14 protein-coding genes are annotated in these 15313 nt (G+C 57.1%); 8 read left to right on the top strand and 6 right to left on the bottom strand.

Translation table 11 applies throughout. The annotated features are described in order from the left end of the window. The first annotated feature begins 2 nt into the window (after positions 1–2). Positions 3–1472 (top strand): ABC transporter substrate-binding protein, encoded by a 1470-nt coding sequence (locus EH31_RS16160; RefSeq protein ID WP_241765969.1) that lies wholly within the window; start codon positions 3–5, stop codon positions 1470–1472. 19 nt (positions 1473–1491) lie between these two features. Beyond that, positions 1492–1977 carry a DUF4112 domain-containing protein gene (locus tag EH31_RS16155; protein WP_081853471.1) on the top strand — a complete coding sequence of 162 codons (486 nt, stop codon included), beginning with the start codon at positions 1492–1494 and terminating at the stop codon, positions 1975–1977. A gap of 11 nt (positions 1978–1988) precedes the next feature. Here EH31_RS16155 and EH31_RS16150 read toward each other — a convergent pair whose 3' ends face one another. Beyond that, on the bottom strand, positions 1989–2597 hold the full coding sequence (locus EH31_RS16150) for an HNH endonuclease (protein WP_034962432.1): 609 nt from the start codon (positions 2595–2597) through the stop codon (positions 1989–1991). Between the two features lie 164 nt (positions 2598–2761). Here EH31_RS16150 and gluQRS point away from each other — a divergent pair, with 164 nt between their 5' ends. The 4 genes from gluQRS (at position 2762) to EH31_RS16130 (ending at position 5419) form a co-directional block, all read left to right on the top strand. Further along, the gene (gluQRS, locus tag EH31_RS16145; RefSeq protein ID WP_051699374.1) at positions 2762–3607 is read left to right on the top strand and encodes a tRNA glutamyl-Q(34) synthetase GluQRS; all 846 of its coding nucleotides are present in this window, start codon (positions 2762–2764) and stop codon (positions 3605–3607) included. Between the two features lie 25 nt (positions 3608–3632). After that, positions 3633–3872: a hypothetical protein gene (locus tag EH31_RS16140; RefSeq protein WP_034962341.1), complete on the top strand. Its 240-nt coding sequence runs from the start codon at positions 3633–3635 to the stop codon at positions 3870–3872. 13 nt (positions 3873–3885) lie between these two features. Then, complete coding sequence (locus EH31_RS16135) at positions 3886–4461, top strand: cob(I)yrinic acid a,c-diamide adenosyltransferase (protein WP_034962338.1); 576 nt, start codon at positions 3886–3888, stop codon at positions 4459–4461. A gap of 88 nt (positions 4462–4549) precedes the next feature. Then, entirely contained in the window at positions 4550–5419 is an 870-nt protein-coding gene (locus EH31_RS16130) for a 3-hydroxyacyl-CoA dehydrogenase NAD-binding domain-containing protein (protein ID WP_034962336.1), read from the top strand. Between the two features lie 12 nt (positions 5420–5431). On the opposite strand, the gene EH31_RS16125 is transcribed toward EH31_RS16130, so the two are convergent. After that, a complete protein-coding gene (locus EH31_RS16125) occupies positions 5432–5890 on the bottom strand; it encodes a hypothetical protein (protein ID WP_034962334.1) in 459 nt (152 codons plus the stop codon). Positions 5891–5948: 58 nt separating this feature from the next. Next, positions 5949–8570, bottom strand: coding sequence for a DNA mismatch repair protein MutS (gene mutS / locus EH31_RS16120; RefSeq protein ID WP_479682499.1), 2622 nt, complete (start codon positions 8568–8570; stop codon positions 5949–5951). Between the two features lie 146 nt (positions 8571–8716). Here mutS and EH31_RS16115 point away from each other — a divergent pair, with 146 nt between their 5' ends. Continuing rightward, positions 8717–10990, top strand: a complete 2274-nt coding sequence (locus EH31_RS16115) for an NADP-dependent malic enzyme (RefSeq protein ID WP_034962332.1) — start codon at positions 8717–8719, stop codon at positions 10988–10990. Positions 10991–11002: 12 nt separating this feature from the next. Here the strand turns inward: EH31_RS16115 and EH31_RS16110 are convergent, their stop codons facing one another. Both EH31_RS16110 and trmB read right to left on the bottom strand, forming a co-directional pair. Beyond that, entirely contained in the window at positions 11003–12226 is a 1224-nt protein-coding gene (locus EH31_RS16110) for a DUF917 domain-containing protein (RefSeq protein ID WP_034962331.1), read from the bottom strand. 59 nt (positions 12227–12285) lie between these two features. Continuing rightward, entirely contained in the window at positions 12286–12990 is a 705-nt protein-coding gene (gene trmB, locus EH31_RS16105; RefSeq protein ID WP_034962329.1) for a tRNA (guanine(46)-N(7))-methyltransferase TrmB, read from the bottom strand. 142 nt (positions 12991–13132) lie between these two features. Here trmB and EH31_RS16100 point away from each other — a divergent pair, with 142 nt between their 5' ends. Beyond that, positions 13133–14347 carry a mechanosensitive ion channel family protein gene (locus tag EH31_RS16100; RefSeq protein ID WP_034962328.1) on the top strand — a complete coding sequence of 405 codons (1215 nt, stop codon included), beginning with the start codon at positions 13133–13135 and terminating at the stop codon, positions 14345–14347. A gap of 88 nt (positions 14348–14435) precedes the next feature. Here EH31_RS16100 and ctrA read toward each other — a convergent pair whose 3' ends face one another. Further along, positions 14436–15131 (bottom strand): response regulator transcription factor CtrA, encoded by a 696-nt coding sequence (gene ctrA, locus EH31_RS16095; RefSeq protein WP_034962326.1) that lies wholly within the window; start codon positions 15129–15131, stop codon positions 14436–14438. Positions 15132–15313 lie beyond the last annotated feature (182 nt).

Genomic DNA, 15313 nt, shown 5'->3' with positions numbered 1-15313 from the left:
GAGTGACCCGAACACTATTCCTCTGCGCTTTATCAAGTGTGCTGTTCGCCTGTGGCCCTGCCCCAGATCGCGGACCGTTGGGTGTTGCCATCATCGGTGAAGAAGAGGAATTATTCTCCTCCGGGGTTAGGCTCTCGCCCGCAGCGCAGCATATACGGGCCGCTTCGCACGAAGGCCTTGTTGCCCTCGATCAAACCGGACAGGTCGTGCCAGCGCTCGCTGAGCGTTGGATCGTCACAGATGACGCGATGAGCTACATCTTTCGCCTGCGTAATTCCGAGGGGCCAAATGGTGAGCCGATTACGGCGGCGCAAATCCGCCTTTTGCTGCAGGAGAGGATCCGCCAGTTTGAAGGAACATCGCTGGGCCTCGACTTTGCCAAATTGGTAGAGGTGAGGGCAATGACGGGCCGCGTGATTGAACTGCGTTTGTCCGGGCCAATGCCAGATTTCCTGCGGCTTTTGGCTCAACCTGAGCTTGGTCTTGCAATTGAGGGCAGCGGCACTGGTCCCATGATGGTGGAGCGCGAGGATGATGGCGCGATTGCCAGGCTTACCATGATGCCACCAGAGGCCCGCGGGTTTCCAGCGCGGCAGGATTGGCGAGAGCGAACCAGAGATTTGGCGGTACAAAGCCTTTCAGCGCGTGATGCGATTGATGCCTTTTCACGTGGTGAGCTTGACCTTCTTATGAATGGAAGGATTGCAGAGTTTCCAATGGTCGAGCTTGGGCCATTGTCGCGCGGTGCTGTTCAGGTCGATCCCACCTTCGGCTTGTTTGGCTTCATCGTGCGCAGTGATGCAGATCTATTGGAAAGCCCGGCTCGGCGAGAGGCGCTTTCTATGGCGATTGACCGTGAGACCCTGCTTCAACCTTTTGGGATCGGCGGATGGGCGCCAACCTCCTGGATAGTGCCTGCCAATATGTTCGTTCCGGCTATCTATCAAAGCAGCAGGTGGCCTGATCTGACTTTGGAACAAAGACGCGAAATTGCACGTGGCCGTGTTGCACAATGGCGAGCTGCGACCGGCGAAGAGCCTGTGGTTCGTGTTGGCCTTCCCGAAGGGCCGGGGAGCGATCTTCTCTTTGCCTCGCTAGCACGAGGGTGGCAGGAAATTGGCGTGCGCGCTGAAAAGGTCGGCCTTGGCAAAGGAGGAGATCTTGAGCTGAGGGACCGATTGGCGCGCTATTCGTCGCCGCGCTGGTTTTTGAACCAGCTCAATTGTTCGATTGCCATTGGCCTATGCTCGGAAGAGGCCGATGCGTTGGTAAGCGAAACTCTGACGCTTCGTGATCCATTTGCGAAACAAGCTTTGCTTATCGAAGCGCATCAAATTTTAACGCGAGAAGAAGTGTTTATACCGCTTGGAAGCCCGGTGCGCTGGTCTTTGGTGCGCGGTACGGTCGATGGGTATCAGGCCAACCCCTGGGGGCTTCACCCCTTGCCTGAGCTCGCTGAGGCCCCAAATTAAAGTGGGTAGGAGTGAGAAAATGACGACATCTGGCAACAGGCCTCCAATCCTGTCGCATCCATCCGCTCAAGATAGAGCGGGCTTTGACGACCACGGCGCGGCGCGCCCTGAAGGGTTGAGCTTTGCTTTGCCCACGGGGAGCGATCCGCATTCGGTCAGGGCACGCGTGGAGGCGGTGGAAATACTGTTGGAGCGTAGTTTTCGCATTCCCGGTGTAAATATGCCGATTGGCCTTGATGCGCTCATTGGTCTGATCCCGGTGATCGGCGATATCGTCACAACTGCACTTGGCGCTTACATCGTATGGGAAGCGCGCAATCTGGGGCTTTCCAAATGGCAACTGACCCGGATGGGAGCCAATGTGGCTGTCGATACGCTTCTGGGCCTTGTGCCGGTCGTCGGTGATGCGGCAGACTTCGTTTTCCGCTCCAACACTCGGAACTTGCGAATCATCAAGAAGCACCTCGACAAGCACCACCCAGAAACGAAGGTTATTGAGGGCTAGGGTTGCGACCCCTAGGCCTCCAGCTCAATGTCCCAATACAGCCAATCGCGCCATGTCTCATGCAGGTAGTTTGGCGGGAACATCTTACCCTGCTGCTGCAATTGCCAGCTGGTCGGGCGGATCGGCTTCATCTGCACCGGCATATTCGCCTGTTTAGGGGTCCGGCCGCCCTTCTTCATGTTGCATGAGCCGCAGGCGGTGATGATGTTTTCCCATGTCGTTTTCCCGCCAAGCCGGCGCGGAATGACATGGTCAAAGGTCAAAGTGTCATTCGATCCGCAATATTGGCATTCGAATTTATCGCGCAGGAACACGTTAAAACGGGTGAAGGCAGGAAACTCGCTCGGTTTGACATATTGCCTCAATGCGATGACGCTTGGGATTTTCATATCCAGGCTGGGCGAGTGCACTTCACGGTCATAGCTTGCGACAATGTCCACCCGGTCCAGGAACACCGCTTTAATGGCAGTCTGCCAAGGCCACAGGCTCAGTGGGTAGTACGATAAAGGTGTGTAATCGGCATTGAGCACAAGTGCAGGGCATGCCGAAAGGTTACTGTGCGCATCCTTTTCAGCGCAACGGTATCGCGCGGCCTGCTCGATCAGCTCGGCTTTGAACATCGTTCGCATCCCCTTCTGATTGACACAGAACATGACGTGACAGGCAAAAGAGTCAAAGCCATGACGCTGTGGGTATCCACAGTTGTAGCATGTGTCCAACAAGTGGAAAGCGTGTGGACACCATGTGAATAGCTAGACCGCCTTTCCTGTGGCATGACGATTTTATGAGCGATTTGCCTCTCCATATCCGCCCGATTGTAACCCGGTTTGCGCCAAGCCCCAATGGGCCATTGCATCTGGGTCACGCCTATTCCGCAATTGTCGCGCATGACTTGGCAAAGGCAGCAAGTGGCCGTTTCTTGCTTCGGATTGAGGATATTGATGGGCCTCGTTCAAAGCCTGAGTTTGCCGATGAGTTTCGGCGCGATCTCGAATGGCTGGCATTGGAATGGGAAGAGGTGCCCGCGCAATCCACTCGGCTCGATACATACACGGCGGCGGCCGATGAGCTGTTGCAGCGCGGATTACTCTACCCTTGCGATCTCACTCGCAAACAGATTGCCGCGCTGCCTTTGCGCAAAGGAAATGATGGGCTCACATATCCGGGGACGTCGCGCGGTCTTGCCCAAAGGGGTGTGACCGACGGTGCGGCCTTGCGGCTGGATATCGACAGAGCCTTGGCACAGACCGGTGATCTGTCATGGTTCGACGAAATTGCCGGAGAAATGAAAGCCGACCCGCGCCCCTTTGGTGATGTGGTTCTGGTGCGAAAAGACCTGCCTGCCAGCTATCACCTGGCCGCAACGCTTGACGATGCGCGCGACGGTGTGACGCTTGTGACGCGGGGCATGGATTTGTTCGAGGCCACCCACATTCACCGCTTGATCCAAGCGCTGTTGGGCCTGCCCGTTCCGACCTGGCACCACCACAAACTATTGCTTGATGCCAATGGCGAAAAGCTGGCGAAACGCCGTGGTTCTCCTTCACTTGCTGAGCGCCGATTATCTGGCGAAGATGGTGTGATGCTTGCAGAGCAATTGCGGATGCAAAATTTCGAGCTTGGAACTTGATGGCATTGCGACCATTTAGTTTCCCATGAACTATATTCTTATCCCTGCGCTCGTCATCTTGTGTGGCTTGGTGGTGTTTTCGCTGGTGCGAGGCATCATCGCTTTCCTCAAGACGACCAAGATCGACCTTGAAACCGGTGAGGCGGAAACCGTCACCGAGATGCAGGATCTGCAAAACAAGGCGATGTTTAACCGTATCAAATACCAGGCGATGGCAATCGGAGTGGTCGCTGTAATCGCTCTTGTAGCCGGCGCTGGAAGCTGATTTTCCGCTCAAAATGGTCAAGATCAACAAGATTTACACGCGCACCGGTGATGATGGCACAACCGGCCTTGTCGATGGATCGCGCACGCAAAAGCATTCGGCCCGCATTGCCGCCGTTGGTGTAGTGGATGAAGCGAACTCAGCCATAGGCTTGGCTGCCTGTGCAATCGAAGACGCGGCGAACCGCGCGCTTCTCACCCGCATTCAGAACGATTTGTTCGACCTTGGCGCAGATATTGCGACGCCCGCCGATGATGGCGACTTTGCGCCTAAGGAAATGGCCCTGCGCATGGTTGCCTCGCAAGCAGAGTGGCTTGAGGCGCAGATTGATGCACTCAATGAGGATCTGGAGCCGCTGAACAGCTTTGTCCTCCCCGGTGGCAGCGAGGCGGCGGCCCGCGTCCATGTTGCGCGTGCCTGCGTTAGAGCCGCTGAGCGCGCCATGACACAGCTTGCAGGCGAAGCGCCGACCAATCCGGCGGCACTCATCTACATCAATCGCCTGTCCGATTTGCTGTTTGTTCTGGCCCGTGTGCTGAATGACAATGGGAAGGCTGATGTGAAGTGGGTGCCCGGCGCCAACAGGTAGAGCGCCAACAGGTAAAGCGTGAACCGCTAGCCAAGACAATCTAACCCGGCTAGGAGCCCTTTGCTGCACTTGCGAAGGGAACTCTAACATGCAGAAAATCGCTGTCATCGGGGCCGGTCAAATGGGCACCGGCATTGCTCAAACTGTTGCGGCCAATGGCATGAAGGTGATGCTGTCAGACGTTGATCTAGCGACCGCCGAGGCGGGCAAGGGCAAGATCGAAAGCGCGGTTTCCAAATTGGTCGGCCGGGGCAAAATCGAGGTGGACGCTGCCGAAGCGCTGCTCTCCCGGATTACTCCGGTTGCCGATTATTCGCCGATGGCAGAAGCCAATCTCATAATCGAGGCCGCGACCGAGCGCGAAGAGATCAAGAACGCGATTTTTGAAAGCGCTGGCAAAATGCTCGCCAAGGATGCGATTTTCGCGTCCAACACCAGTTCTATTCCCATCACCCGCATGGCGAACCATTCACCCGATCCTGCCCGCTTTATTGGGCTGCACTTCTTCAATCCGGTGCCTGTCATGGGCCTGATCGAGGTGATCCCCGGCTTGGCAACCGCCAAAGACACGACCGACCGCGTGACGCAGTTCGCCAAGGGTCTGGGTAAGGAAGTGGTGCTCAGCCAGGATGAACCCGGCTTTGTCGTGAACCGCATTCTTTTGCCGATGATCAATGAGGCGGTGTTTGTGCTGGGCCAATCAACGGCTGGGATCGAAGATATCGACAAGGGCTGCCGTCTGGGTCTCAATCACCCGATGGGACCTCTGCAATTGGCGGATTTCGTGGGGCTCGACACCTGCCTTGATATTATCAAAGTGCTCTACAAGACCACGCGCGATAGCAAGTATCGCCCGGCGCCTCTGCTGGTCAAATATGTCGAAGCAGGGTGGTTGGGCCGAAAGACAGGCCGCGGCTTTTACGACTACACCGGTGAGGCACCTGTCCCCACGCGATGAGGGGATAGAGGCTTAATTCCCGACCGCTTGGACTTCGGGGCTGCCACCTGCTTGAGGCGGTTGCACATCAGGCGCGCCGGGCGCTGCGCTTGAGGTAACGGCCGCTCCGCTAGAGCGGGTCCTTCCGCTCACCTGAGTAGGGTTTGCGACACGGTCGCCAAATTCCGGCACATCACTGATCTGCTCTTGCACTTTGGGACCGCTCCCAGATTGCGGCGACACGCTTGTTGCGCCCCAATCGTCAGTGACAGCGCCATCGTCAGACCATCCGGCCGCTGAGTTTGCGGCAAAACCGGCCTGGGCAGGCTGCGGGGCAGCTTGAGCTGCGGGCGCTGCTGCAACAGCCTCTTGCGGGGCCTTGTCGCTTCCTGAAAGCTCTTGGAAAGCAACACTTGCGATCAATGCAACAGCAACGACCACGCCGGAAAAACCGAGCGCGACTTTTGGGTTCTCGAAGAGCGTATTAGACATGGCTGCACCCTTACCCGGATAGAGTTAAGGATTGGTTGGCATCGCAAGTGAAGGAAAATTAATCGAGTGAGCTTTTAAGCTCATAAAGCAGGTCCAAGGCATCACGCGGCGAAAGTGCATCAAGATCGGCACTGCGCAGCTTTCTGGCCAATACCTCTTCGCTTGTCTCGGTCACAACAACTTCGGCAGCAGCAAATAGCGGCAATTCGCCGAGCCCTGCCGCAAGCCCGCCCGTTTCATTGCGCGCTGCTTCCAGTTTTTCGAGCACCTGTCCAGCACGCTTGATGACCGTTCCAGGAACCCCTGCAAGTTTCGCAACCGCAAGGCCGTAAGAGCGGTCCGCTGGCCCTTCGGCAAGCTCATGCAGCAGCACAAGGTCACCCTTCCACTCACGAGCTCGTACGTGGTGGAGGGATAAACGCTCGCAGCTTTCCGCAAGACGCGAAAGCTCGTGATAGTGGGTGGCAAAGAGGCACCGGCACTCGATTTTGGAGTGAACAGCCTCGACCACAGCCCATGCCAGCGCAAGCCCGTCATAAGTCGATGTGCCGCGGCCTACTTCATCCAGAATGACGAAACTCTTAGGTGTGGCCTGAGATAGAATCGCGGCCGTCTCCACCATTTCGACCATAAAGGTCGATCTGCCTTTGGCGAGGTTATCGGAGGCTCCCACCCGGCTGAACAGGCGGTCGACAAGGCCGATATGCGCCTCGCTTGCAGGGACATAGGAGCCTGCTTGCGCCATCAATGCGATCAGCGCATTTTGGCGAAGGAAGGTCGATTTACCGCCCATATTAGGACCACCGATGAGCCACAGCCGGTCATTGTCATGCAGTTTGCAATCATTGGCCACAAACCGCTCACCACTTTTGGAAAGCGCGGCCTCCACCACCGGGTGGCGCCCCCCTGAAATGGAGAGTTTGCCGCCATCCGATATGGTTGGCTTGCACCAATCGCCCTCGCTCGCACGCTCTGCATTGCCAGAGGCAACATCAATCCGGGCAAGCGCTGCAGCGGTGGCGGCAATCGCTTCGCGTGCAGCGCTGACAAGGGCGGTCAGCTCCTCAAAATGGGCCTCTTCTGCTGCAAGCGCCCGGCCGCCTGCCTCTGAGACGCGCGACGCTTCCTCGTGCAAGGTAAGCGAGTTGAACCGCACCGCACCTTTCATCGTTTGACGGTGGGTAAAACCGCTGTCGGGCGCCATCAAAGCGTCTGCGTGACGGTTGGGCACTTCGATGAAATACCCAAGCACGCCGTTGTGCTTGATCTTGAGCGAGCTGATCCCGGTCTCTTGGCGGTAGCGCGCTTCCATCGCAGCAATCGCACGCCTTGCGCTGCCAGACATTTCGCGCAGCTCATCAAGGCTTGCATCATACCCTTCGGCGATAAAGCCGCCATTGCTTCGCTCGGTCGGCGGCGATGCGACCAGTGCGCGCGAAAGCCGATCGATAAGCGCGCCGTGACCGGTCAGCTTGGGTAAAAGCAAGTCTAGCAGTGCAGGACGATCAGGTTCTCCAGAAAGCCACTCGTAAATTCGCCATGCCTCGCCCAGACCATCGCGCACTTGCCCCAAATCGCGCGGACTGCCGCGCCCTGCAACAATGCGCCCAAGCGCCCGGCCAAAATCTGGCAGCGCTTTCAAACAGTCGCGAAGGTTGGCTCGCTCAATTGGACGCTCCAACCAGAATTGCACCAGCGCAAGGCGGTTTTCGATTGCCGATTGATTGAGGAGCGGTGCGGAGATGTCTTCTGATAAAAGCCGTGATCCAGCTCCCGTCGAACACCGGTCGAGGGTGGCCACGAGGCTGCCTGCACGCCCGCCACTTGCCGCTTCTAGGATCTCAAGGCTTGTGCGGGTGGCCTCATCCATTGCCATGGTCAGCGATTGTTCGCGTGCGGTCGGCGGCAACAAGAACGGCAGTTCGCCGCGTCCCACGTGATCAAGGTATGCGACAAGGCCGCCTGCCGCCGCCAACATAGCTTTTGAAAACTCGCCAAAACCATCAAGCGTAGAGACGCCGTGGAGGGATTTGAGCCTTTGTTCGCCCTCATTGCTGGAAAAGGCGCTGCGATTGTGTCCCACGACGTCATCAGGGCCATATTGCCAGTCCTCGGGCACCACGACTTCGCTCGCGCCAAGGCGTGCAAGCGATGCGAGCAAAAGCTCCGGTGCGCATTCTTCAAGGACCATTGCGCCTGTCGAAATATCGCACGCGGCAAGCCCGATTGTCCCGCGCACCTCTGCCAAAGCGACCAGCAGATTGGCGCGCCGCGGTTCGAGCAAAGCTTCTTCAGTTAAAGTGCCTGCGGTGACAAAGCGGACAATATCGCGCGCCACCAATGCTTTAGATGCGGGCCGGCCCTCGCGTTTCGCGCGGGCCTTGGCTTCGTCAGGCGTCTCTGTTTGCTCGGCAATTGCGACGCGCTGTCCCGCCTTTATTAGCCGCGCCAAATAGCCTTCTGCGGCGTGAACCGGAACGCCGCACATAGCCACTGGCTCTCCGCCATGTTCTCCGCGTGCAGTGAGCGCGATGTCGAGGATGTCCGATGCCACTTTGGCATCATCAAAAAACAGCTCGAAAAAGTCGCCCATCCGGTAAAACAGGAGCGAGCCCTCCGCCTCGCGCTTGAGCGCAAGATACTGCTCCATCATGGGAGTGGGCTTGTTAGAAGCGGCCATCGGGTTTGCGGTGCCAGTGGCTTTGCGATTCGGGAAGGGGGTGCAGCTCACTTATCCAATGTGCAATCCCCCACTTTCATCTGGCGCACGGGCGGGCTAAGGCCCTTTGCAACGGTGCATTTTGAGATCAATTGAGGGGGCTGTCGATGGCAGACACGAACGATTCCGGGCCAAAAGGCGGATTTACCAGCCGCGAAGCGCTTTTTTACCACGAGACTATTCGCCCAGGTAAGCTGGAGATCGTCGCAACCAAGCCTATGACTTCGCAGCGCGACTTGTCACTTGCTTATTCGCCAGGGGTTGCTGTTCCGGTGGAGGCGATTGCCGCTGATCCGTCCCTAGCAGCCCGTTATACGGCAAAGGCGAATTTGGTCGCGGTTATCTCGAACGGATCAGCCATCTTGGGCCTGGGCAATCTGGGCGCGCTTGCCTCCAAGCCGGTGATGGAAGGCAAGGCGGTCTTGTTCAAACGCTTTGCCGACGTAGATTCTATCGATATCGAGCTCGACACCGAAGACCCCGAAGCCTTTATCAATGCCGTTGCGCTGATGGAGCCGACATTTGGCGGGATCAACCTTGAGGACATCAAGGCGCCCGAATGCTTCATCATTGAAGCAGCGCTGCGTGAGCGGATGAATATCCCCGTGATGCACGATGACCAGCACGGCACAGCGATTATTACCGCTGCGGGGCTGCTCAACGCATGTTATCTGACAGACCGCAGGATCGAGGACGTTAAAGTCGTTGTGAATGGCGCAGGCGCAGCAGCGATTGCCTGTACCGCTTTGATCAAAGCGATGGGCGTGCGACATGAAAACGTAATCATGTGCGACCGCAAGGGGCCGATTACCCCCGGGCGTGACAATGTCGACCAGTGGAAGAGCGCGCATGCGGTCGCCACCGATGCAACGACCCTTGAAGAGGCACTCAAGGGCGCTGACATCTTCTTGGGGCTCTCTGCCGCTGGCGCTTTGAAGCCGGAATGGGTCGCCGATATGGCGGACAAGCCGATCATCTTTGCGATGGCAAACCCGACGCCTGAAATCATGCCCGATGAGGCGAAGGCCGTGCGTCCCGATGCGATTATCGCGACGGGCCGAAGCGACTTTCCTAACCAGGTCAACAATGTGCTTGGTTTCCCTTTCATCTTCCGCGGCGCGCTCGATGTACAAGCGACCACGATCAACGAAGAGATGAAAGTTGCTGCGGCCACCGCGATTGCTGAATTGGCGCGCGAGCAAGTGCCTGAAGAAGTGGCGAGCGCTTACGGCAAGAACCAGAAGTTTGGGACCGACTACATAATCCCAGCGCCGTTCGATCCGCGCCTGATCGAAGTGGTGTCTTCCGCGGTCGCTAAAGCTGCGATGGATTCAGGGGTTGCCCAGTTCCGAATTGAGGATTTTGACGAGTATAAGCACGCGCTCAAATCACGCCTCAATCCGACGACTTCGGTTCTCACCGGAGTCTATAACGAGGCAAAAGCCAATCCAAAGCGGATGGTCTTTGCCGAAGCCGAAGAAGAAGTGGTGCTGCGCGCCGCGATCCAGTTCCGCGACTTTGGATATGGCACGCCGATCCTCGTGGGCCGCACCAAAGCGGTCATGGACAAGCTTCACCAGCTTTCCGTGTCTGATCCGGGCAGTTTTGAGATCCAGAACTCTGCCGATAGCAGCCACGTGCCTGCTATGGTCGATTATCTCTACAACCGCCTCCAACGGCGCGGATATACCGAGCGTGATGTTCGCCGGATGGTGAACCAGGAACGGAACGTGTTCGCCGCTCTATTGGTGGCGCTTGGCCATGCAGATGGCGTGATTTCAGGGCTCACCCGCACTTATGCGCAGACTATGCGCGAGGTGAATTTGGTGCTCGACAAGAAGGCGGGCGCGCTACCTTTCGGCATCCATATGATGATCGGGAAGAACCACACGACCTTCCTTGCCGACACAACCATCAACGAGCGGCCAAGTGCAAGCGAGCTTGCCTATATCGCCCGCGAAACCGCCGCTGTGGCGCGCCGCATGGGGCATGAACCGCGCGTCGCGTTCCTGTCCTACTCGACCTTTGGCAATCCGTCGGGCCAATGGCTCGCCGATATTCGCAAGGCTGTGGCGATCCTTGATCAGGAAGGCTGCGATTTCGAGTATGAGGGCGAGATGGCCCCAGATGCCGCTCTCAACCCTGCAGTGATGAAGCTTTATCCGTTTAGCCGCCTGTCAGGCCCAGCCAATGTTCTCATTATGCCGGGGCTTCAGTCCGCCAACCTGTCGGCCAAGCTCTTGCGTGAGTTGGGGTCGAATACAACCGTTGGGCCGATGCTGCTGGGCATGGACAAGCCGGTCCAGATCGCTCCAATGACTGCGGCGGCGCCCGATGTGCTGACACTGGCAGTCCTCGCGAGCGCGGGGGTCGTAGGATAGGGTAGGGCTGCCCTAGGCGAGACGTTCCTCTATCGGGACATAGTCCAACTCATACCCAAAGTATTGTGGTGAAAAGACCGCAAGACCCGCCTGGCTGCGCCAGAGCGGGTCGCAGCGAAAGCCGAGCACTGCAACCTCCTGGCCCATTTCATAGCCCGGATTGACGATGCCGTCCGCGCTGGCGATGTCGATGATGGAGATGAGATCGGGGCAGGTGGCAACCACCGCGCCGTTTTTGCGCGCGATGAGGTGTTCGTTCTTAATGTCAGTCGTAAAGCTTTGCCCCGCAAATTCACCTGTCCCGTCCAGTCGCACTTCGCCAACGAGAAACCCGTCTTCATCGCGCCAATCAAAACCTGCAACAGTCCCTTTGAAAAGCAGATAGCCATCACCTGCTTTGCGAGCGGCCTCTATCGGATCGGTGCCGCCTTCCTTTGCCTCGCGGACGGCTTTGCCAATGCTGATTGAAAGCGATAGGCTTTGTGTGACCAGCGTTCCTTGCGCTTTGGCTTGTTCACCGGTGATAGGGCTGTCGGTTACGCCGCACTCACGGCTGACCACTGCGATAGACCGCAAAATATCCTCAGCACGCGTCGGGTCGCCAAGTGTTTCAACGATCATTTCATCACCAAACGGTGTCGCAGCGCCAATTGGAGTGAGCGGAATTCCAGCAACCTTTACAGAGTGTTGGTTGATTTCAGGTACCGCGCGTCCAACAGTATCCGCATCAAGCGCAGGGACGCCAAGGCGCGCCGCAGTTGCCAACCCTTCCGCAAGGCTAAGCGGGCCGATTTCGCCCATGATAACGCCTGCAAACTTTTGGCCAATGTGGCGTTCGAGCGCTTCAAAAGCTGCTTGAACTGGAACTTCCACCCGGTTCTTCGCCGCATCGAGGCGTGCCTGCATTTCGTCGCTCGTCTGCGCAAGGCTGGCCAAGCCATAAGGGCATGCGACCCGGTCGGTATCGGCGAGCGCTGTTACCGGGATCATTGAGAAGGTGAGCCCGGCCTCCAAATCCTTGGCTATAAGTTCGCGTGCTTCGGCAAGACTGCCGCCTCCGCCGGTGCCAAGATAGGAGGATCCTACAAGAGCATCCTCCAAAGCTACTGCATCAAGGTTTAGCGCGCCTTTTGTCGCTTCGCGATCAGCCCCTTTGCCCGGATCAATCTCACTGCAAGCCGCCAGCGTTCCTGCTGCCACTACCAGCCCGCTCAGAAATTGCCTGCGTGATGCCATGCGATTTGCCCTTTATTTTGTGCAGGGCAAGGTGGCGATTTTGAGGAAGGATTGCAAATCTAGCGCCGCCGCCGAAAGCGGAAGTACCAAACCTCGTGCCCAAACACATTGCGTGCTTTTGTCTCATAGCGGGTTTCGCACCAGCCCGACGGGCGGTTTTGCCAGTCTGCCGGACCTTTTGCGACCCATTCAAATTCATCGGAGAAACGCTGCATCACCATCAGAGCGTGGCGCACATAAATAGGGTGATCGGTGCCAAAACGAAATTCGCCGCCCGGTTTAAGCTTGTCTGCGATCATCTTGACCGGGCCATCGTTCATCATGCGGCGTTTGGCATGCTTGTTCTTGGGCCATGGGTCCGGGTGTAGCAGATACACCATCAAAAGCGATGCGTCGGGTACGCGTGAGAGCACTTCCAATGCGTCCCCATGGTGAAGCCGCACGTTAGAGAGCTTCTGCTCTTCGACATGGGAAAGCGCTTGTGCGACGCCGTTTAGATAGGGTTCGGCCCCGATAAAGCCGTGGTTGGGCAAAAGGTCTGCGCGGTATGCCAGATGCTCCCCGCCGCCAAAACCGATCTCAAAATGCAAGGGGCAGTCCTCGCCAAACAGGCCTTCTGCTGTCACAGGACCGTCTGCTGGCACCGCGATCTGCGGCAGCAGATTATCGACCAGCTCCTGCTGTCGCCCACGCAAGGGTTTGCCGATGCTGCGACCGTACAGCCGGCTGAGTGTGGTGGGATCGCCTTCTTTGTATGCGCTCATGCTGGGTCCGCTAGTCGGACAGGCGCCCGCTTGTCTACCCCCAGTGCGTCAATCCCCAGTTCCTACATTCCCCGCGTCCGCCCCTAACTATCGGGCAGCCTTGGGTTGAGGCCAAAGGTCTTCTTCCTATATCGCGTTGGTAATGGAACAGCTCTTGGCGATTATCGAAGGACAGCCCCTTTGGGCGCAGACCCTAATTGGTGTGGGGGGGCTTCTGCTTGCTGCACTTGCGGTCAACTTCATACTGAAAGACGTGATCTTGCGGCTGGTCGCGCCTTATCTCGATAAGAAGAGCAAGACGATTGATTCCTCCGCCACCTGGTTTGCGACCGTGGCGCCCCTGCTAGTGATATCGAACGGCATTGCCCTTGTACCGGGCCTTCCTGATTTCGCGATGAACCTTATCGCCAATGTTACGCAGGCGATCATCGTCCTTTCGATCGCGATGGGGATCGTAAAGGCGCTGGCCTATATGAACGAGGTCTACGAGCGCCGTCCCCAGTCGAAGAACCGCCCGATCAAGGGCTTTGTTCAGGTGGTCAAGATCCTCGTCCTGTGCGGCGCGGCGATCATCCTTGTCTCGATCCTTATCGACGAATCGCCCCTGCTCCTATTGAGCGGCCTCGGCGCGATCACAGCGGTGCTGCTGTTGGTCTTTAAAGACACCATTCTCAGCCTCGTTGCCTCGGTTCAGCTCACAACGAACGATATGCTGCGTGTGGGTGATTGGATCGAGATGCCGGGGATGAATGCGGACGGCGATGTGATCGACATCTCGCTCCACACGGTGAAGGTGCAAAACTTCGACAAGACCATCACGACGATTCCCACGCACCGCCTCGTGTCCGACAGTTTCCGCAACTGGCGCGGTATGAGCGAGAGCGGCGGCAGGCGGATCAAGCGCAGTTTGGTAATTGATCAAAACTCGGTGCGTTTTCTTTCTGATGAAGAGGTGACGGACCTGAAGAAGTTCAACCTCCTCAAAGGTTATCTCGCCAATGCGCGCGATGAGCTGGCGAAGTGGAATGCGAACGAGCTTGGCAAGGACGATGCGCCCGTCAATGCGCGCCGGCTCACCAATATCGGCACGCTGCGTGCTTACATCGCGGCCTATATCAATTGGCATCCCCGGATCAGCGAGAACTTCACTCTGCTAGTCCGGCAGCTTCCCCCCGGACCGCAGGGCCTGCCGATTGAGATTTATTGCTTCACCGATACGACTGATTGGAACACCTATGAGGGTATCCAGTCAGACATATTCGATCACCTGATCGCGATTGTCCCTGAGTTCAAACTCAGCCTGTTCCAGGAGCCCTCAGGCAGTGATTACGTGAAGCTTGTGGACCACGGATCGTAAGGCACGGGTAACGAGTAGGAACGCAAAACGCCCGGCAAGCTCTGGGAGGATGCCGGGCGTTTCGCGCTGAAGTTCGTGTGGAAGAAGCTTATGCAGCCTCTGCCTCTTCGTTCGGATCTCGCAGCACGTAGCCACGGCCCCAAACCGTCTCGATATAGTTTTCACCGCCGCATGCATGGCTGAGCTTTTTGCGCAGCTTACAAATGAAGACGTCGATGATCTTAAGTTCTGGTTCGTCCATCCCGCCGTAAAGGTGGTTGAGGAACATTTCCTTGGTAAGGGTCGTACCCTTGCGAAGCGAGAGCAACTCAAGCATCGCATATTCTTTACCGGTAAGGTGCACACGGGCGCTGTCGACTTCGACGGTCTTCGCGTCGAGGTTAACCGCAAGCTTGCCGGTGCGGATGATTGATTGGCTGTGGCCTTTCGAACGGCGCACAACAGCGTGAATACGCGCCACCAGCTCTTCGCGGTGGAAAGGCTTGGTCACATAATCGTCTGCGCCAAAGCCGAAGCTTCGAATTTTGCTGTCCATCTCGGCAATGCCTGAGAGGATCAAAACCGGCGTTTGCACCTTGGCAACACGCAGTTTCTTAAGCACGTCATAGCCATGCATATCTGGCAGGTTCAGGTCGAGCAGGATGATGTCGTAATCATACAGCTTGCCCAGATCGAGGCCTTCTTCGCCCAAATCGGTTGAGTAGACGTTAAAACCTTCAGTCGTCAGCATAAGCTCAATGGCTTTTGCCGTTGTCGGCTCGTCTTCAATCAACAGCACTCGCATTTCTGGTCCCCTAATTGCGCCCCATCTTAGTGGAGGGAGATGTGCACGGTAACGTCTCGCTAAGAGATGTTGCCCTCTATTAACCACACAAGTTCTGAACGGAAAAGGTTAATTTAGGCCGTGTTGACAAAAGGGATTCCCAAACGGGCTTGGTTCTGATTCAAGACTGCTTTTTGAGGAGC

It is taken from the genome of Erythrobacter longus (assembly GCF_000715015.1).
Classification (GTDB): Bacteria; Pseudomonadota; Alphaproteobacteria; order Sphingomonadales; family Sphingomonadaceae; genus Erythrobacter; species Erythrobacter longus.
Note: the sequence above shows the minus strand (reverse complement) of the source record. Positions and strands in the feature narration are given on the sequence as shown.

What these genes read in the sequence shown, in the direction of transcription:
- EH31_RS16125 (WP_034962334.1), bottom strand. Translation starts at nt 5,890, where the DNA reads ATGTCTAATACGCTCTTCGAGAACCCAAAAGTCGCGCTCGGTTTTTCC.
- EH31_RS16100 (WP_034962328.1), top strand. Translation starts at nt 13,133, where the DNA reads ATGGAACAGCTCTTGGCGATTATCGAAGGACAGCCCCTTTGGGCGCAG.
- EH31_RS16150 (WP_034962432.1), bottom strand. Translation starts at nt 2,597, where the DNA reads ATGTTCAAAGCCGAGCTGATCGAGCAGGCCGCGCGATACCGTTGCGCT.
- EH31_RS16115 (WP_034962332.1), top strand. Translation starts at nt 8,717, where the DNA reads ATGGCAGACACGAACGATTCCGGGCCAAAAGGCGGATTTACCAGCCGC.
- EH31_RS16130 (WP_034962336.1), top strand. Translation starts at nt 4,550, where the DNA reads ATGCAGAAAATCGCTGTCATCGGGGCCGGTCAAATGGGCACCGGCATT.
- EH31_RS16135 (WP_034962338.1), top strand. Translation starts at nt 3,886, where the DNA reads ATGGTCAAGATCAACAAGATTTACACGCGCACCGGTGATGATGGCACA.
- mutS (WP_479682499.1), bottom strand. Translation starts at nt 8,570, where the DNA reads ATGGCCGCTTCTAACAAGCCCACTCCCATGATGGAGCAGTATCTTGCG.
- gluQRS (WP_051699374.1), top strand. Translation starts at nt 2,762, where the DNA reads ATGAGCGATTTGCCTCTCCATATCCGCCCGATTGTAACCCGGTTTGCG.
- ctrA (WP_034962326.1), bottom strand. Translation starts at nt 15,131, where the DNA reads ATGCGAGTGCTGTTGATTGAAGACGAGCCGACAACGGCAAAAGCCATT.
- EH31_RS16110 (WP_034962331.1), bottom strand. Translation starts at nt 12,226, where the DNA reads ATGGCATCACGCAGGCAATTTCTGAGCGGGCTGGTAGTGGCAGCAGGA.
- EH31_RS16140 (WP_034962341.1), top strand. Translation starts at nt 3,633, where the DNA reads ATGAACTATATTCTTATCCCTGCGCTCGTCATCTTGTGTGGCTTGGTG.
- EH31_RS16155 (WP_081853471.1), top strand. Translation starts at nt 1,492, where the DNA reads ATGACGACATCTGGCAACAGGCCTCCAATCCTGTCGCATCCATCCGCT.
- trmB (WP_034962329.1), bottom strand. Translation starts at nt 12,990, where the DNA reads ATGAGCGCATACAAAGAAGGCGATCCCACCACACTCAGCCGGCTGTAC.